The sequence below is a fragment of the Microbacterium sp. SORGH_AS_0505 genome (assembly GCF_030818715.1).
Taxonomy (GTDB): Bacteria; Actinomycetota; Actinomycetes; order Actinomycetales; family Microbacteriaceae; genus Microbacterium.
In genome coordinates this window covers 2,674,557-2,691,829 of the sequence record NZ_JAUTAT010000001.1, presented here as the reverse complement: position 1 = coordinate 2,691,829, position 17,273 = coordinate 2,674,557, and the positions used below count along the sequence as shown (strand labels likewise).

Annotated in this window: 16 protein-coding genes and 1 pseudogene; 10 read left to right on the top strand and 7 right to left on the bottom strand. The window is 69.5% G+C overall.

Translation table 11 applies throughout. From position 1 onward, the window contains the following. Positions 1-13 precede the first annotated feature (13 nt). The 3 genes and pseudogenes from QE428_RS13480 to QE428_RS13470 all read left to right on the top strand — a co-directional run. Positions 14-766: pseudogene (locus QE428_RS13480) on the top strand (CDP-glycerol glycerophosphotransferase family protein); the annotation flags it as partial. A 151-nt stretch (positions 767-917) separates the two neighbouring features. Then, positions 918-1,256 carry a CDP-glycerol glycerophosphotransferase family protein gene (locus QE428_RS13475; RefSeq protein ID WP_307470218.1) on the top strand — a complete coding sequence of 113 codons (339 nt, stop codon included), beginning with the start codon at positions 918-920 and terminating at the stop codon, positions 1,254-1,256. Then, on the top strand, positions 1,253-2,698 hold the full coding sequence (locus tag QE428_RS13470) for a CDP-glycerol glycerophosphotransferase family protein (RefSeq protein WP_307470216.1): 1,446 nt from the start codon (positions 1,253-1,255) through the stop codon (positions 2,696-2,698). The genes QE428_RS13475 and QE428_RS13470 overlap by 4 nt, the downstream gene beginning before the upstream one ends. A gap of 6 nt (positions 2,699-2,704) precedes the next feature. Here QE428_RS13470 and QE428_RS13465 read toward each other — a convergent pair whose 3' ends face one another. The 6 genes from QE428_RS13465 to QE428_RS13440 form a co-directional block, all read right to left on the bottom strand. Next, the gene (locus tag QE428_RS13465) at positions 2,705-3,772 is read right to left on the bottom strand and encodes a glycosyltransferase family 2 protein (RefSeq protein WP_307470214.1); all 1,068 of its coding nucleotides are present in this window, start codon (positions 3,770-3,772) and stop codon (positions 2,705-2,707) included. Continuing rightward, positions 3,769-6,300, bottom strand: a complete 2,532-nt coding sequence (locus QE428_RS13460; protein ID WP_307470212.1) for a glycosyltransferase — start codon at positions 6,298-6,300, stop codon at positions 3,769-3,771. The genes QE428_RS13465 and QE428_RS13460 overlap by 4 nt, the downstream gene beginning before the upstream one ends. A 29-nt stretch (positions 6,301-6,329) precedes the next feature. Then, positions 6,330-7,472 (bottom strand): acyltransferase, encoded by a 1,143-nt coding sequence (locus tag QE428_RS13455; protein ID WP_307470210.1) that lies wholly within the window; start codon positions 7,470-7,472, stop codon positions 6,330-6,332. A gap of 76 nt (positions 7,473-7,548) precedes the next feature. Further along, positions 7,549-7,773, bottom strand: a complete 225-nt coding sequence (locus tag QE428_RS13450; protein WP_091354286.1) for an SCO4848 family membrane protein — start codon at positions 7,771-7,773, stop codon at positions 7,549-7,551. A gap of 9 nt (positions 7,774-7,782) precedes the next feature. Beyond that, positions 7,783-8,619: a hypothetical protein gene (locus QE428_RS13445; protein ID WP_307470754.1), complete on the bottom strand. Its 837-nt coding sequence runs from the start codon at positions 8,617-8,619 to the stop codon at positions 7,783-7,785. A 37-nt stretch (positions 8,620-8,656) separates the two neighbouring features. Further along, on the bottom strand, positions 8,657-9,346 hold the full coding sequence (locus QE428_RS13440; RefSeq protein ID WP_091354280.1) for an NTP transferase domain-containing protein: 690 nt from the start codon (positions 9,344-9,346) through the stop codon (positions 8,657-8,659). A 267-nt stretch (positions 9,347-9,613) separates the two neighbouring features. Here QE428_RS13440 and QE428_RS13435 point away from each other — a divergent pair, with 267 nt between their 5' ends. Genes QE428_RS13435 through QE428_RS13425 form a run of 3 tightly spaced genes read left to right on the top strand, consistent with a single transcriptional unit; the run spans position 9,614 to position 12,722 of the window. After that, entirely contained in the window at positions 9,614-10,885 is a 1,272-nt protein-coding gene (locus QE428_RS13435) for an ABC transporter ATP-binding protein (protein ID WP_373457708.1), read from the top strand. Continuing rightward, positions 10,861-12,414: a hypothetical protein gene (locus QE428_RS13430; RefSeq protein WP_307470204.1), complete on the top strand. Its 1,554-nt coding sequence runs from the start codon at positions 10,861-10,863 to the stop codon at positions 12,412-12,414. The genes QE428_RS13435 and QE428_RS13430 overlap by 25 nt, the downstream gene beginning before the upstream one ends. A 41-nt stretch (positions 12,415-12,455) precedes the next feature. Next, a complete protein-coding gene (locus QE428_RS13425; RefSeq protein ID WP_091354268.1) occupies positions 12,456-12,722 on the top strand; it encodes a DUF3039 domain-containing protein in 267 nt (88 codons plus the stop codon). On the opposite strand, the gene QE428_RS13420 is transcribed toward QE428_RS13425, so the two are convergent. Beyond that, a complete protein-coding gene (locus tag QE428_RS13420) occupies positions 12,701-14,029 on the bottom strand; it encodes a nicotinate phosphoribosyltransferase (protein WP_307470202.1) in 1,329 nt (442 codons plus the stop codon). The genes QE428_RS13425 and QE428_RS13420 overlap by 22 nt on opposite strands. A gap of 56 nt (positions 14,030-14,085) precedes the next feature. Here QE428_RS13420 and murI point away from each other — a divergent pair, with 56 nt between their 5' ends. The 4 genes from murI (at position 14,086) to QE428_RS13400 (ending at position 17,251) form a co-directional block, all read left to right on the top strand. Continuing rightward, positions 14,086-14,913, top strand: a complete 828-nt coding sequence (murI, locus tag QE428_RS13415) for a glutamate racemase (protein ID WP_091354261.1) — start codon at positions 14,086-14,088, stop codon at positions 14,911-14,913. Continuing rightward, a complete protein-coding gene (gene rph, locus QE428_RS13410) occupies positions 14,910-15,653 on the top strand; it encodes a ribonuclease PH (protein ID WP_307470199.1) in 744 nt (247 codons plus the stop codon). The genes murI and rph overlap by 4 nt, the downstream gene beginning before the upstream one ends. Further along, on the top strand, positions 15,650-16,243 hold the full coding sequence (rdgB, locus tag QE428_RS13405) for an RdgB/HAM1 family non-canonical purine NTP pyrophosphatase (protein WP_307470196.1): 594 nt from the start codon (positions 15,650-15,652) through the stop codon (positions 16,241-16,243). Before rph ends, rdgB begins: the two co-directional genes overlap by 4 nt. 96 nt (positions 16,244-16,339) lie before the next feature. After that, positions 16,340-17,251, top strand: coding sequence for a cation diffusion facilitator family transporter (locus QE428_RS13400; RefSeq protein WP_133399748.1), 912 nt, complete (start codon positions 16,340-16,342; stop codon positions 17,249-17,251). The last annotated feature ends 22 nt before the right edge of the window (positions 17,252-17,273 follow it).

The following is a 17,273-nucleotide window of genomic DNA, read 5'->3' as shown; positions in this document are numbered from 1 at the left end:
ATAGGCTCGCGGGATGGGGTCGTTCTCGTTCTCGTCGGGCAACGCGGCGCAGGTGCTGAGACTCCCGCTCCACGTGCTGGGCCTCGTTGCGACGCGGTTGATCCCGCGGTCCAGGGATCTGTGGGTGTTCGGTTCCGCCGCCGGAATCGGCGAGGGGGCGTGGGCGCTCTGGCAGGTCGCCGCGGCGAACGGGGAGCGCGCCGTCTGGCTGACGGGCTCCGAGAAGGATGCCGCTGCCGCCCGACGCGCCGGTGTGCCTTCTGTGCCGAAGGGCGGTGTGCGCGGGTTCTGGCTCACTGCCAGGGCCAGGGTGGTCGTCGTCACCCACGGCGCCGGCGATGTGAACCGGTACGGGACTGCGGGATCATTCCTCGTCCAGCTGTGGCATGGCATCCCCCTGAAGCGCCTCGGACTCGACTCGCCGGTCATCGCGAAAGCGCCGGTCAACCTGCCGGGACTCGCTCCTCTCCTGCGATACGCCTACCGGCGCACGCAACGACGCATCCGTCTGCTGCCCGCCGCATCCCACCTCGTTCGCGGTCGCCTGGAGTCGGCATTCGGGCTGAGTCACGACAGGATCCCGGTCACCGGTGAACCCCGTGTGGACGTGCTCGCCGACGGCTCGGCAGCAGACGCACGGGCTTCGGTCGAGGCGCTGGTCGGACCGACTTCCGGCGCGCACCTCGTGCTTTACGCACCCACGTGGCGGGACGGGGCGCCGGATCCCGCGATCCCGGGGCCGGCCGAATGGGCGACGATCGTCGAGGCGCTCGAATCGGCGAATGCCGTCCTCGTGATCCGCTCGCACCCCCTCGGCGCGGGGGAGTACGCGCCACCCCCCGGGGACGGACCGCGTCCGGCGGCTGGGAGCGGACCTCATCGCGGACGTCACACCGGTTCTCCCGGCGTTCGATGCATTGATCACCGACTACTCCTCCCTCATCTACGACACGGCGCTCATCCCGCTTCCCGTCGTGTTCTTCGCTCCGGACGAGCGTCGCTACGCCGTCGAACGGGGCTTCTACGGGAGATATCGCGACCTCGCGGGCGAGGATGCGGCGACCACGTGGGGCGAGGTCGCACGCCGACTCGCGATCGTTCTCCTCGACGACTCCGAGCGTGCCCGGCGGATCGCACGGGCACAGGACCTCAGTTCTCGCGTCCACGCCTACCGTGACGGCCGTAACGCCGAGCGCGTTTACCGCGCCATCCGGCGCCGTCTCGCCGCGTCGCGAACGACGAAAGGCAAGGAATGATCCAGGCCGCACTGGCGCCGGGCGATGCGCTCATCCTCGAGGGGGCGGGGCCGGCTCCTGCCGAGATCCGTCTCGAGGGTCCGCGCGCCCGTGTCGCGGGCTCCATCGCCGAAACGGATGCCGGGTGGCGGGCCACGGTCCCGCTGCGCGTCTCGCGGTGGGGCGGCCCGCTGCTCGCCCTCCCGAGCGGGACGTACCGCGTCGTGATGGACGGCCGCGAGGTCCACGCCGCAGATCTCGTGGCGTTCCCGCGGGCGGTGGGCGAGATGCTCGCCGTCGAGGTCCAGGGCGGACGGGTGATCGTCTCGCCCCCGCTGACGGACGCGGATGCCTCCGCCGGCGGCCAGTCCGCACTCGAGAGCACCTACGCCCGCGCATCGTCTCCGCTCGAGAACGCGGTGCTGTTCGAGAGCTTCTACGGCCGGAACGCGAGCTGCAACCCGCGAGCGATCGACGCGGAGCTCGCTCGCGTGGCTCCGGGGGTGGCGCGGTATTGGAGCGTGGCCGACCGCTCCGTCGAGGTACCGGACGGCGCTGTCCCCGTAGTCGAGGGTTCTCCCGAGTGGTGGCGGGTCCGGGGCGCGGCTCGTCTCCTCGTCGTCAACGATTGGCTCCGCAAGCGGTTCGTCCGTCGTCCCGGCCAGCGCGTCCTGCAGACGTGGCACGGTACGCCGCTGAAGCGTCTTGCTCTTCAGCGTCCGGGCTTCGACCCTCGTCGCGTCCTCGCCGTCATCCGCGAGAGCAGGCGATGGGATGTCCTGCTCGCACAGAACCCCTACGCGGCCGGCATCCTCGCCAAGGCGTATGCATTCGGTCGACGACCGATCTGGGTCGAGGGGTACCCGCGCAACGACGTCCTCGCGACGGGCGACAGGGATCGCATACGCCGGGGTCTCGGCGTCTCGCCGGAGGAGCGGGTCCTCCTCTACGCGCCGACGTGGCGGGACGACCGTGATCAGATGGTGGACTTCCTCGACCTCGAACGCCTGGCAGCCGACGCCGGGGCGGTGGTCCTCGTCCGGGGGCACTCGCGCACCCTCGTGCCGGGCACCGATTCGATCGGTTCGCGAGTGATCGACGTCACGGCCTACCCCGACACCTCCGCCCTCCTGCTCGCCGCGGATGCGCTCATCACGGACTACTCCTCGGTGATGTTCGATTTCACCGTCACCGGGAAACCCGTCTACTTCTTCGCTCCGGATCTCGACCACTACCGCGGCAAGCTACGGGGGTTCTACTTCGACCTGGCCGCGCGGGCGCCCGGCCCGCTGACCTCGACGCAGGAGGAGCTCACGGCGGCGCTCACCGACGCGAGCACGCCCGAGCGCTACGCCGAACGCTATGCATCGTGGGTCGCGCGATTCAACGCCCGCGACGACGGGCGGGCCGCCGAGCGCGTCGTGGCCAGGCTTCTCGACCAGGGCATGATCCTGCGCGACTGACAGGCGTCAGGGCAGAGGCGTGTTGCGGTCCAGGCGGGACGTGTCGACGGTGTCGTGAGCGCCTCTAAGGACTCCGATGAGGAAGCCTGCTCCCCACGCGAGGTGCATCGTGGGAAGCACCGCCGCGAGCCATGCGCGTTGAGCGAGGGTCCGTCCGGCGATCGCGCTGAACGCGAGCACTCCCAGGACGTAGAGCGCCACGGGAAGGTGGATGACGGAGAGGACCGCTGCGAAGAGTCCGCTCACGGTACCGGTGACCTGCAGGATGCCGAGGACGATGCTCATCGTGAAAGCGACGACGAGCGCCGGCGGCGCGAAGAAGCGCAGCGAGTTCTGGCGTCCGAACCGGCGGACGAGTTCTCCGCGCCACGTGCCCGTGGCGACGAACTGGCGGGCGAGACGCGCCCAGCTCTCGCGTGGCCAGTAGGTGACGGCGAGTTCCGGGTCGAACCACACACGGTAACCGGCCTGCCGGATGCGGAGATTGAGCTCCCAGTCCTCTCCGCGCCGAATCGACTCGTCGAAGAGCCCGACCTCCTCCAACACGCTCCGGCGCATGACGCCGAGGTATGCGGATTCGGCAGGTCCTTCCGGGGCGCCGCCGTGGTACGCGCCCCCGCCCAGGCCGGCCGGGGAGTTGTACGCGATCGCGACGGCTCGCTGGAACGGCGTGCGTCCGTCCGCACGCATCACACCGCCGACGTTGGCGGCGCGAACGCGGTCCAGGGTGGACAGTGCTCGACGCGTGTACCCCGGCGCGAGTTCGGAGTGGGCGTCGACGCGGACGATGGTGGGATGCCGCGCCGCGCGGATCGCCAGGTTCAGCGCCACGGGGATGTCGGCTCGCGGGTTGTCGACGAGGCGGATGCGCTCGTCGGCCGAGGCCAGCCGCTGTGCGAGCTCGGTCGTCCCGTCGGAAGACGGTCCGAGGGCGAGGATCAGCTCGGCGGGACCGTCGACGTCCTGCTGCAGGACCGTCTCGACCGCGCGTTCGAGGTAATCGCGCTCGTTGAGTACGGGCATCACGAACGTGACGCCGGCGTCGGGCGCCGGAACCGGCGCGTCGACCGTCACTGCGTGCCCGTGGCGTGGGGAGCGCGCACGGGCGCACCCCGCGGGATCAGCGCATCGAACTGCGAGAGCACCTCCGCGGTGTACGCCTCCACGTCGAGCGATGCCGGCGCGACCCGGCCCTCGAGGAATGCGGACATCCCCTCGGCGAGTGCCTCGTCGTCACGGTCGACGATGTGCATGTCATCGCCCGGCAGAGCGCCGCGCGCGGAGCCGAATGCCGTCGAGACGATGGGCAGCCCCAACTGGGCGGCTTCAATGAGGACCATCGGCTGCCCCTCGTAGTCGCTGGAGAGGACGAAGCAGTCGCACCGTCGCATGACGGACACCGGGTCCCGGAGCGGTCCGGTCAGGAAGACCCGTCCGGTCAGACCGGCATCCCGCACCTGCTGCTCGAGCTGCGCGCGCAACGGCCCGCCGCCGACGATGAAGAGCTGGCTGTCGGGAGCTTCCGATGCGAGGCGAGCGAACGCGCGGATGAGACGGGCATGGTTCTTCTCGGTCGACAGCCGGCCCACCGAGACGAACCTCCGGATGCCGGGGGCCGCGAGGGTGGCGTCGAGCACCTGTCCCAGGATCGCGTCGTCCTCGGGTTCGTCACCGTCTTCGTCGCGCTCGTCGACGGCCTCGGCGGAGACGAGATCCGGAAGGTTTCTGAGAGTGACGAAACTGTCCGGGCGGGCGTAGTCGGCGAGCTCGGCGCGATTGAGATCCGTGAGGGCAGGGGAGACGGACACGAGCTGGTCGTAGGCCCGGTACATCGCGAAGACCCGCCCCAGCGAACGCCGGAACGCCTGCTTGCCGTTGACGGTACGGTCGCGGTCGGCGGCCATCTCGTTGTGCAGCCAGATCGCGCGCACCGCGCGTGGCGAATGCAGCATCAGGTGCGCCCAGAACGGGCTGTATCCGCTGAAGTCCGCGACCCAGTCGAACTTGGCCGACCCGAAGATGCGTGTCCACTCGTCCCGCCACAGCGTGCGGTGCCCGAGGCGGCGGTGCGCGCGGAGCGGATCGGTGCTGACGTCCGCGACGCGTCGCATGATCTGACGCGCTTTCAGGCCGTTCATGCCGCCGACGCGGAAGACCTGTCGGATGTTCGGGTTCAGGCGGGTCTGGTTGTGACGGGTCGTCGCCCCCCGGGGGAAGGCCATGAGAGCCGTCACGTCGTAGCGCTCGGTGTCGAGCGAATTCAGGAGGTTCACGGCCGCGGTCGTGATGCCGTTCAGACGCATCCCGCCCAGGTAGAACAGCAGACGGGGACGGTCATCCCGCCGCACGGGGCGCACGCGGCGTCCCTCCTCGCGGCCACGGAACACGACGTCGATGACGCGGGCGGTCGCTCGACCGTCGTCGTACGGGACGAATCGTTCCGCCCATTCTGCGTACCGCGGGTGTGCCGCGGCATCCGGCCGCAGCAGGTCGGCGAGGTCGCGCCCGAGCGCCAGAGGATCGGTCTGCACCGGGCCGGGGAGTTCGTCCAGCGGCATGTAGGTGCCTCGATCGGCGGAGTACGCGTCGCCGTCGGGAACGAGGAAGCCGATGGGTCTGCCGGTCGCCAGGTAGTCGAAGAAGATCGAGGAGTAGTCCGTGACGAGCGCGTCGGCGAGGCCGAGGAGGACGTTCGTTGCGACGATGTTCGGCACGAGGACACGGCGCAGAGCCGGGATGCCGCTGGCCGCCCGGTGCACCACCTGGTGGGTCTTGAGGAGCACAGCGACCTCGTCGCCGAGCTCCCGCTGGAGTCCGGCGACCTGGTCGGCCAGGTGCGCGAGATCCGCATCCGGGGCCTGGAAGGAGTTGCCCCGCCAGGTCGGGGCGAACAGCACGATGCGTTTCCCGGTCAGCGACGTGCCCAACTGAGCGGCGAGCGCACCGACGCGCTGCTCCCGCTCCGCATCCGACATCCACTGCCGGTCGATACGCGGATAGCCCTCTTCGATGATCGCGCCGCGGTAGACGTTGCGGAGCTGGTACGCGTCCTCGTACATGGTCTCGGCCATGAACGGGTTGGCCGCGAGGAGGTAGTCGGCATTCAGGAGGTTGCGCAGGGTGTTGGCGGATTCGCGCGCACCTCCGGGCATGTCGAAGCCCATGAGCTTGAGAGGCGTCCCGTGCCAGGTGTTCAGGTAGACCTGGCCGACGCGCTTGCTGAACGCCGGGGGGAAGGTGGCGTTGTTGACGAGATATCCGGCTGTCGAGACGGCGCGCCAGTACGCGGCACTCCCGCGTGCAACGATGACGACATTGCGGGTGTCGGCGAACTCCGCGCGAAGTGCCGCCGCGGCATCCGGATCACTGATCGACCAGATGTGCGTCAGATCGGCGAACTCGGGGTCGGCGAGCAGCGATCGGAAGATCGCCTCGGGGTTGCAGAGCGCGCCGTTACCGGCGAAGGATTCGTAGACCACCGTCCGATGCCGGATCGGCCGGGACCTCGCCCAGGCGATCTGCTCCGACGTCGGGATGCGCTTCGCGCGGCTCAGCGCCGAGCGGACAGCACGGGTGACGGCGGGCGGAAGGGGCGAACGCATGTATGTGCTGTGCTCTCGTCGACGGCAGGTCAGGGCGCGACTTCACCGGCCCGGCGACGGGCTCGCGCCGCAACAGCTCGGTGGACGCGTCGCGCCGCCTTATGCATTCTAGCTTCGACAACCTCGTAGAACCCCCAGGCCACGAGCAGGCTGATCGGGATGCCGAGAAGGCCGACGAGCCCCCACGCCTCGGAACCGAAGGCGAAGGCGAGGGTCGCAAGCACGGGGACGTGCACGAGGTAGAGGCTGAAGGAGATCTTGCCGAGCCACTGGATCGGGCGCGTCTCGAACAGCCGGATCGCGGGTCCCCACGCGAGCGCGACGAGGACGATCCCCGCAGCGCCGGGGGCGGCGAAGGCCCACAGCACCTGGCTGAGGTCGGTGCCGCTCGGGACGATCGGGCGCGCGAGCCAGCTGCCGATGAGCATGAGGACGCTCACGAGCGTGAACAGCGGCATGAACCACCGAGGTCGCGGGCGTTCGACCCACGCCAGCAGATCGGGCATGCGCGCGGCCATGATCGTGCCGATCACGAAGACGGGGAAGTAGAGGAGTTCGCTCTGCTCGAAGAGGCGACCCGCCACGCTGAGCGCGCAGCAGAGGAGCACCGCGGCCAGGGCGTGCCGCCGGACGAGGAGCGCGAGAGCCGTGGCGAGCGGCAGGACGATGGAATACAGGAGCTCCCAGTGCAGCGACCAGAGGGGGTTGTTCAGGGAGTACTGACGCGGGACGAGGGATGCCTGCGCGAGGAACGACTGCCACGTGACGCTCTCGGCGTGCGTCTCGGCCATCCAGGACCCCGGGGGCATCGTTGACCGGTCGCGTGGAACGAGGAAGATCAGCAGGGCGCTCAGCCCCAGGGAGGCGATGACCGGCCCGTACAGACGGACGACTCGTGCCGAGAGGAATCCCATCCAGGAGAAGTTCTCGCGGAACACGGGCAGGACTACGACGAGCCCCGAGAGGACGAAGAAGACGAGGACCGCCTCGTTGCCGGCCGTGAGGAGCTTCACGGGAGACTCCGAGATCACCGCCCAGCTCACTGTGCCCTCGAGCAGCGGACGTGCAATCAGCAGCCAGTGGTGCAGGAGGACGACCAGAGCCGCGACCCCACGGAGGCCGTCGAGGCTTCGGATGCGGCCTGGCGGGTGCGTCGGGGGAGTCGTTACCACCCGACAACGCTAGTCAGTGTTGCGGGGTGGGCCGAACCACTTGCGCGCGCCCCGCGGGGTGTGCAGGCCGCGCGGGTCAGGTCCACGCGCCGGTCGCGGCGATGACCCCGGCGAGGATCGAGACCGCCGCGAGGATCACTGCCACCGCGATCAACACGGTGTGGACGACGAGGAAGCGGGTGGCGCGACCACGCTCGTCGCGCGAACGTTCGTCGCGCGCCACGCGTCGGTAGAAGGCAGGCCAGACGACGGCGTTGAAGACACCGTTGAGGATGAGCAGAGTGACGAGTACCGGGATCACCCGGCCACGCTACCCGTTGATCTCGTCGCCGTGCCGCGCGCGACGACGCGGTCCACGAAGACGCCGGGGCTTCTCAGCGTCGGGCGGCGTCACGGTCAGTTCCGCGGGGAACACCGGGGGAGGAGCGCCGAAGGCGCGCCGGGCACCCGTGACGACGCGTCGACCCAGGATGTGGTTGCCGCTGCCGCCGACGACGGCGCCGATCCCAAAGGGCAGCGCACGGCCGACCACCGAGACGCCGCCCTGTACGGCGAATCGGCGGATGAAAGCGGATTTCAGCCGGTCGAGGAGAGGTCCGACCATCGCTCGGGGCAATGACGTGGTGACCAGCTCGCCCCAGTAGGCCTGCCGGGGCTTTCCGCCGCCGCTGATCTGCCCGGCGAACTGGCTGACGAGCTCCACACCTTCGCGTCCGACCATCAGCGTGAGAACGAGTGCACGCGCCCGGTCGGGATCGGACAGGCGGATGCCGTGCACCTCTGCGAGTGACTGAGCGAACAGTGCCGTCGCTTCCAGGAATCCGACCGTCTCCGCCCCGGCGAGCGCGAGCGTCACCCCTGTTCCGATACCGGGGACGACCGCCGTGGCACCGACGGCGGCTCCACCGGTCGTGACCGTCGCGAGATAGCGGCGTTCGAGGATCCGGCAGATGTCGGCGGGTGCGGCATCCGGATGCCGCGCCCGGATGCCCCGGAGATGCGTCAAAACTGCCGGGCGCTGGGTGGCGAGGACGCGGTCCAGTATTCGGATGAGCCAGGGATGCTCCGATGACCCGACCGGCGGCAGTCCACCTGCCCAGGCCGAATCATCCGGCAGCGAATGGATGCGGGGGACGTTCGCTGTCACAGGGTTCACGGCGGGCTCCCCGGCTCCGCCTCGAGCGTCAGACGTAGAAGTTCGCCCGGTCGAGGTCCTCGGCGAAGTCCACCTCGACCGCGTAGAGGTCCGAGATGTCGAGGGGGCGCAACTTCAGCCCGTTCTCGGCGACGGCGAGTTCGAGGCCGCGCTCGAAGTAGTCCTGGTTGTCGACGTGGTTGAGCTGGGCGATCAGTGCCGACTTGTCCGCACGCGAGATGTAGTTGATGCCGACCGCTTCGCCGAGACCTCCAGCGACCGTCTTGGACAGCTCCGCGATGTTGCCGTCGGCGTCGACGGTGTACTTCACCTCTTCGTCGCTGACCTTCGAGGTGTTCACGGTGACGAAGGACTGCTCCGCCTCGATGAGGGCGATGGCGCGACCGAGCACACGCGGGTCGAAGACGACGTCGCCATTCATCCAGAGGACGCCGGACTTGCCCGTCGCCTTCAGCGCGCGCAGCAGGCTCTTCGAGGTGTTCGTCTGGTCGTAACGGTCGTTGTAGACGTAGTCGGCGTCGGGGAACGCCTCGACGATCGTCTCGGCGCGGTAGCCGACGACGGTCGTGATGGATGCCGCGGGACCGAAAGCGGCATGGATGTTGTCGTGCTGCTGGCCCATGATGCTGCGGCCGTCGCTCAGCGGCGTCAGCGGCTTGGGCAGGCTGCGGCCGAGCCGCGAGCCCATGCCGGCTGCGAGGATGACGATCTTGGTCACGGGGGTGCTCCTGACGATGTGGTCACTGTCCGTCCATCGGAAAGACACATCCTTGTGCCAGCTAAATGGTAGCCGGGGCGCCTGACAATGACCCGAATCCGCGTATGGCGTTGCGCATTCGTGATAACCGTGCTGCGGGTTACGAGGTCCCAGGAGACGGTGGTCACCCCTTGGTAGGTTTGACGAGTGACGCCTCCGAAGACACGACAGCCCCGCGGTAAGGCACGAGTGTCCGGCGCCGGCACCGCCCTCCCCCCTCCGCCTCCCTTGCCCGCTGATGTCGCCGCAGCCCGAGGGGCGAACGCCCCCGCTGACGAGGAGAAGGCGACCGTAGCCCTTCCGCCGAAGCCCGATCTGCCGGCATCCGTCGCCGCGGCGCAGTTCGAAGGCGCCCGCACAGACCTCGAGGTCCATGTCGGGGACGAAGGAGAGGCAGACACCGAGCGGCAGTCTGAGACCGAGCTGACGGTCGAGCCTGAGCCTGAGCCTGAGCCTGAGCCCGAGCCCGAGCCCACGGTCGAGCCGGTGCCTGTGCCTGAGCCTGAGCCTGAGCCTGAGCCTGAGCCTGAGCCTGAGCCTGAGCCTGAGCCTGAGCCTGAGCCTGAGCCTGAGCCTGAGCCTGAGCCTGAGCCGGACCCGGAGCCGGAGTTCATGGCCGAGCCGGACCCGGAGCCGGAGTTCATGGCCGAGCCGGAGCCCGAACTGGAGCCGGAGGACCCCGCGCCCGTCACGGCCGTGCTGCCCGCGACCGAGGAGGAAGACGTCACTCAGAGTGGCGCGGCACCTGCACTCCGGATGTCGAAGGTATCGAAGTCCTTCGGGCGGACTCTCGCCGTCGACGCCGTCGACCTCGAGATCCCGGCCGGCACGTTCTACGGCATCGTCGGACCGAACGGCGCCGGAAAGACCACGACGTTGTCGATGATCGCGGGTCTCCTGCGTCCCGACGGCGGCTCCATACAGGTCGGCGGCGTCGACCTTCGCCGCGATCCTCGAGGTGCGAAAGCGCTCATGGGGGTCCTCCCGGATCGTCTGCGCACGTTCGACCGTCTCACCGGTCGACAGCTCCTTCACTACTACGGGGTGCTGCGAGGGCTCCGCCCCGCCGTCGTCACCGAGCGCACGCAGGATCTGGCGCGCGCGTTCGACCTGATCGCCGCATTGGCGCGTCCGGTGTCCGACTATTCGGCGGGCATGACGAAGAAGATCATGCTGGCGGGCGCGATGATCCACGCTCCGAGGCTGCTCGTCCTCGACGAGCCGTTCGAAGCGGTGGATCCGGTCTCGAGCGCCGTCATCCTCGACATCCTGTCGGCGTACGTCGCGAGAGGCGGCACCGTCGTCCTCTCGAGTCACGGCATGGAGCTCGTCGAGCGGGTGTGCGACGGGGTCGCGGTCATCGTCGCCGGCCAGGTGCTCGCACAGGGCACGGTCGACGAGGTGCGCGGCGACAAGAGTCTCGCGGAGCGCTTCGTCCAGCTCTCCGGCGGTCTCAGTGATGTGGAAGGCCTGGAGTGGTTGCACACGTACTCCGACTGAGACTCGCCCTCCTCGTCGGCGCGCTGAATGCACGCCCTGCCGTCGTCGTGCGCCGGCTGGTCGCATTCGGCGTCTTGGCGGTGGCCGTCGCCGCCGTCTGCGTCGCCTTCGTCAGACTCGACCGCGTCCCGGCCGACGAAGCGGCGACACTGGCCGTGGTGGGAGGCGCAGCGCTGATCGCGGGCTTCCTGCTGATACCGCTGTTCACCGGGGCCGATGACCCTCTCGATCCGCGCCGCTTCGTCACGACGGGTGCCGAGCCCCGAACCGTCGCATGGACGGTCGCTGCCGCGTCGCCGCTGGGCGTCCCCGGTGTCGTCGTGCTGTCGATCGCCGTGGCGATGGCCGTCGCAGCGACCGGGCACGGTGCCCCGGTCTGGCAGGCCGTCCTCAGCGCCGCCCTCCTCGTCGCCACGACGGTGCTCGCGTCGCGGTGCGCCATGGCCGTGTCGGCCGTCGCCCTGCGAGACCGACGCTCGCCGCAGCTGACCGGGCTGATGGTGACGGCAGCGGGAGTCGTCGTGATCCCGGTGGCGGCTTTCGCGTTCTCCCTCGAGTGGTCGGGCGGACTTCCGTCGCCTCTGACGGAGGCGGCTCAGGTGCTCGCCGTCACTCCCTTCGGCGCGGCGCCCGCGATCGCCGTGCGGGCGGGCGGCCCGCTGGTCGCTTCTTTGCTGGTCGCCGTGGGAACGATCGTTCTTCTGGCCCTCGCGTGGTATCTGCTGGTCCAGCTGATGATGACTCGGACCGAGCGTCCTGTTCCCGTCCGCGAGCGTCGCGGCCTCGGATGGTTCGCCGTCATGCCCGGGCTGCCCGGCGGTGCGGTCGCTGCGCGCAGCATCGTCTACTGGTTCGGCGATGCCCGCTACCTCGCCAACGTGATCGTCGTTCCGATCGCCTCCGTCCTGATCGTGACACCGTTGCTCATCGTCGGCGTTCCGCTGCAGACCGTCGCGCTCATCCCTCCGCCGATCCTCGCGCTCTTCCTCGGATGGCTGATCCACAACGATCTGGCCTATGACTCGACCGGCGTCTGGCTCCACATCTCCGCGGGGGTGCGCGGTGTCGCAGACCGGATCGGGCGGCTCGTGCCCATCCTCATGATCGGCATCCCGCTCCTGGCGCTCATGATCACGGGGTCCATCTGGGTGCACGGCCGGTGGGCCGTGCTTCCGGCGCTCGTCGGTGTCTGCATCTCTCTGTTCGCGGCCGGCCTCGGGCTGGGGTCGATCGCGTCGGTCGCTGCGCCGTACGCCGTCTCGCGTCCTGGCGAGGGGCCGTTCGAGCAGCCGCAGCGGACGGGCGGCGGGGTGCCCCAGGCCGTCGTCCTCCTCGGCGCGATCGTCTTGTCGGCCCCGTCGCTCTGGTGGGGGTGGTTGGCACTGAGTGGCGACGAGGATGCCGCGTGGACGTCGTTCTGGTCCGGCCTCGGCGTCGGGGTCGGTGTCCTGGTCGTCGGCGTCGCCGTCGGCGGAGCGCTCTTCGAGCGTCGCACCGGACGCATCATGGAGTTCGCAGAAACCCTCTGACGCCCGGCCACAGCGGCCCCGACCCCAGTACACTCGGGGGAATGAGCACGCCGATCGACAGCCCTGATCAGGGCGGCCTCGCCACACTCGACCGCGAGCTCGAGGAGCTCATCCGCGAGGAGTCCATCGAGCCGGGCGACCATGAGCGTTTCTCGCACTACGTCAAGAAGGACAAGATCATGGAGTCCGCGATCACCGGCAAGCCGGTGCGCGCACTCTGCGGCAAGAAATGGACGCCGGGACGTGATCCCGAGAAGTTCCCGGTCTGCCCGACGTGCAAGGAGATCTACGCCTCGCTGACCTCGTAGACGGTCGGCAGAGCGGGATCGGCGCGGCTCAGCGCCAGCGCCGTCACGGGCAGTTCCTCGCGGACGCGCAGGTGGTGCGCGCGCGCCGCAGAGACGCCGTCGGGGCCGAGGTGCGCGGCATCCGTCTCGCCGTGATCGACGAGCACGGTCTGCAGCGGGCGGGCGTCGGGGTGGGCCGAGGGGGCGTCGAGCTCTTCGAAGCCGTCGGCGACGGCGATGACTTCAGCAGTCGCGACCCCGTCGGCACGGCGCCGGAATGCGGCCTTGCGACCGCCGATGGATGCCTTGGAGGTCGAGGCCTTCGCCACCGGCACCCAGCCGCCGTCCGAGCCCTGCCGGGCGACGAGCTTGTAGACCATTCCCGCCGTCGGGGTGCCGGATCCTGTGACGACGGAGGTTCCGACGCCGTACGCATCGACGGGGGATGCCGCCAGTGCCGCGATCGCGAACTCGTCGAGGTCGCTCGTCACGGTGATGCGTGTCGCCGTCGCGCCGAGCTCGTCGAGCTGCTGACGCACGGAAGCGGCCACGGTCGGGAGGTCGCCGGAGTCGAGCCGAACGCCGCCGAGCCCGGTGCCTGCGACCCGGACGGCCGTCTCGACGCCCTGGCGGATGTCGTACGTGTCGACGAGAAGTGTCGTTCCCGTGCCGAGGGCCTCGATCTGGCTGCGGAACGCGTCCTCCTCGGTGTCGTGGAGGAGCGTCCAGGCGTGTGCGGCGGTACCCATCGTGGGGATGCCCCACGAGCGTCCCGCTTCGAGATTGCTGGTCGCCGAGAAGCCCGCGATGTAGGCAGCGCGCGCGGCCGCGACGGCGGAGCGTTCCGCAGCGCGACGGGATCCCATCTCAGCGAGCGGACGGTCGCCGGCGGCGATGCTCATGCGGGCGGCGGCTGTCGCGACAGCAGAGTCGTGGTTGAGGATGCTGAGCGCCAGGGTTTCGAGGATGACCGCTTCGGCGAACGTGCCCTCGATCGTGAGGATGGGGGAGCCGGGGAAGTAGAGCTCGCCTTCTCGGTACCCGCTGATCGTCCCCGTGAACCGGTAGCCCTCGAGGTAGCCGACCGTCTCGGGACTGACGATGTCGTTGTCGCGCAGGTAGGCGAGCTCGGCCTTTTCGAAGCGAAAATCCGCGATCTCCGAAAGGAGGCGGCCGGTGCCGGCGACGACGCCGAAGCGGCGCCCGCCCGGAAGACGCCGTCCGAACAGTTCGAAGACGCACCGGCGATTCGCGGTGCCGTCGCGCAGGGCGGCATCCAGCATCGTGAGTTCGTAGCGGTCGGTCAGCAATGCCGTGGACGTGGCCATCCGGTCACTCTATCCAGGCGCGGAGTCGGGTCGGACCGAGACTAGGCTGGTCGATCGTGACGGACGCACCGATCGGGATCTTCGACTCCGGAGTGGGCGGGCTCACCGTGGCCCGTGCCGTCTCGCAGCTTCTCCCGCGCGAGTCGATCCTTTACATCGGCGACACCGCGCACTCCCCGTACGGGCCCAAGCCGATCGCCGACGTCCGCCGCTACGGGCTCGAGGTTCTGGACTCTCTCGTCGACCAGGGCGTGAAGATGCTCGTCATCGCGTGCAACACCGCCTCTGCCGCGCTGCTGCGCGACGCGCGAGAGCGCTACGACGTGCCCGTCGTCGAGGTCATCGGGCCGGCGGTCCGCACCGCCATCTCGACCACGCGCAACGGACGGATCGGCGTGATCGGGACGGCCGGCACCATCGGCTCAGGGGTGTATCAGGACATGCTCGGCGTCAACGAACGCCTCAGCGTCTTCGCGCAGGCGTGCCCGCGCTTCGTCGACTTCGTCGAAGCGGGAGTGACCGACACGACCGACGTCCTGCGCGTCGCGGAGGAGTACCTCGCACCGCTTCGCCACGCCGGCGTCGACACCGTCGTCCTGGGGTGCACCCACTACCCGTTCCTCGAAGGCGCCATCAGCTATGTGATGGGTCCGGATGTGTCGCTCGTATCGAGCGACACGGAAACAGCGAAGGACGTCTATCGGCAGCTCGTCTCCCGCGACCTGCTGGCAGGGCCGGACGCCACCCCGACCCACGTCTACGAGGCGACCGGCGATTCCGCCGACGACTTCATCCGACTCGCCGACCGACTGATGGGCCGCGGCGTCAGCGCCGTCCGGCTCGTGCAGACCGGCGCTATCGATCTACCCAAGGAGACCCCATGAGCGAGACCACCCGTGCCGACGGCCGCGTCGTCGACCAGCTGCGCCCCGTCACGATCGAACGCGGCTGGAGTGCCCATGCCGAGGGCTCCGCACTGATCTCCTTCGGCGGCACGAAGGTGCTGTGCACGGCATCCTTCACCAACGGCGTCCCGCGCTGGCTGACGGGCAAGGGCAAGGGCTGGGTCACCGCCGAGTACGCGATGCTCCCGCGCGCGACCAACTCCCGCAACGACCGCGAGTCGATCAAGGGCAAGGTCGGCGGGCGCACCCACGAGATCTCGCGCCTCATCGGCCGCGCGCTCCGGGCCGTCGTCGACACCAAGGCCCTCGGCGAGAACACGATCGTCATCGACTGCGACGTCCTGCAGGCCGACGGCGGCACCCGCACCGCGGCGATCACCGGTGCGTACGTCGCCCTGGCGGACGCGATCGAGTGGGGCCGTGCCAAGGGCTTCGTCGGCAAGAATGCGAAGGCGCTCCTCGACTCCGTCTCGGCGGTGTCGGTCGGCATCATCGACGGCGAGCCGATGCTCGACCTGGCCTACGTCGAGGACGTCCGCGCCGAGACCGACATGAACGTCGTGGTCACCGGCCGCGGGCTGTTCGTCGAGGTGCAGGGCACGGCGGAGGGTGCGCCGTTCGACAAGCGCGAGCTCGACGCCCTCCTCGAGCTCGGTGTCAACGGGTGCGGCGATCTCCGCGAGGCGCAGCTCGCCGCGTTGGCGCAGGAGCTCGCGTGACGACGCGCCGCATCGTCCTCGCCACCCACAACGCCCACAAGGTCGAGGAGTTCGGGGCGATCGTCGCCTCGACTCGTCCCGATCTAGAGGTCGTCGGTTACGACGGACCCGAGCCTGTCGAAGACGGCGTGACGTTCGCGCAGAACGCGCTCATCAAGGCGCGAGCCGCGGCCGCACACACCGGCCTTCCGGCGATGGCGGACGACTCCGGGATCGCCGTCGATGTGCTGGGCGGCTCGCCCGGGGTGTTCTCCGCCTACTGGGCGGGTCACAAGAAGGACGGCGTAGCGAACTACGAGCTGCTGCTCGATCAGCTGGCCGACATCGCCGATCCGCACCGGACGGCGCAGTTCGTCTCCACGATCGCTCTCGTCGTCCCCGGCGGCGAGGAGCACGTCGTGACCGGTGTCTGGCCCGGGCGTCTCGCGGAGGCGCCCGCGGGCGAGAACGGCTTCGGCTACGACCCCGTGTTTTTGCCGGACGACGCCGCGGGCCGTTCCGCGGCGGAGTTGACCTCGGCCGAGAAGAACGCGTCGTCGCACCGCGCGCGGGCATTCGCCTCGCTCGGACCCCTGCTCGCGACCCTCTGAGGATCCGCCCCCGCCCGCTGAGGCTGAGAATCGGACTCATTCCCGAGTTCGCCGATGGGGCCGGTCGGGGGGACGGCGGGTCCTACCCTCGTAGGTATGCACGATCACGCACCCGCCGGCATCCGGGGAGGACATCCGCGACGCCTGCTCGCGGTCTCCCTGGGGATTACGGCCACGGTGCTCATCGTTCAGCTCGTCGGGGCGATCCTGACCGGATCGCTGGCGCTGCTCGCGGACGCCGGCCACATGTTCACCGACAGCTCGGGGCTCGTCATCGCCCTCATCGCGGCGTCGGTCGCGGCGCGCCCCGCCGACGAACGTCAGACGTACGGATACCAGCGCGCCGAGGTGTTCGGCGCACTGCTCAACGCCGTGATCCTGATCGCCCTCGGAGCGTGGATCGCGGTCGAGGCCGTCGGGCGACTGATCCGCCCCGCTGAGGCCGAGGTGCAAGGTCTGCCGATGCTCGTCGTCGCCATCATCGGCCTGGTCGCCAACGGCGTGTCCCTCTACGTCCTGAGCGTCGCGCAGCGCACGAGCATCAACGTGCGCGGCGCGTACCTCGAGGTCCTCGGCGACCTGCTGGGGTCGGTCGTCGTGATCATCGCGGCGGGCGTGATCTGGCTGACGGGATGGATGCCGGCCGACGCCGTGGCCTCGCTCGTCATCGCCGCCCTCATCGTGCCGCGCGCCATCACCCTGCTGAGGGAGGTCTTCGCCGTGCTGGGGGAGCGGGCGCCGTCGGGGACGAAGGTCACCGACATCCGCGACCACATCCTCGGTACCGAGGGAGTCGTCGACGTGCACGACGTGCACGTCTGGCAGCTCACGCGCGGCGCGCCGGTGTTCACGGCGCACGTCGTCGTCGCGACGGACTACTTCGCCGACGACCGCGCGGGTCTGCTTCTGTCCCAACTGCAGTCCTGCCTCGCCCGCCATTTCGACGTGGAGCACTCGACGTTCCAGCTCGAGCCGGCGGGTCACGTCGAGCACGAGGCCCACGCGTGAGTCGCGCTGGAAAGGATCCCCG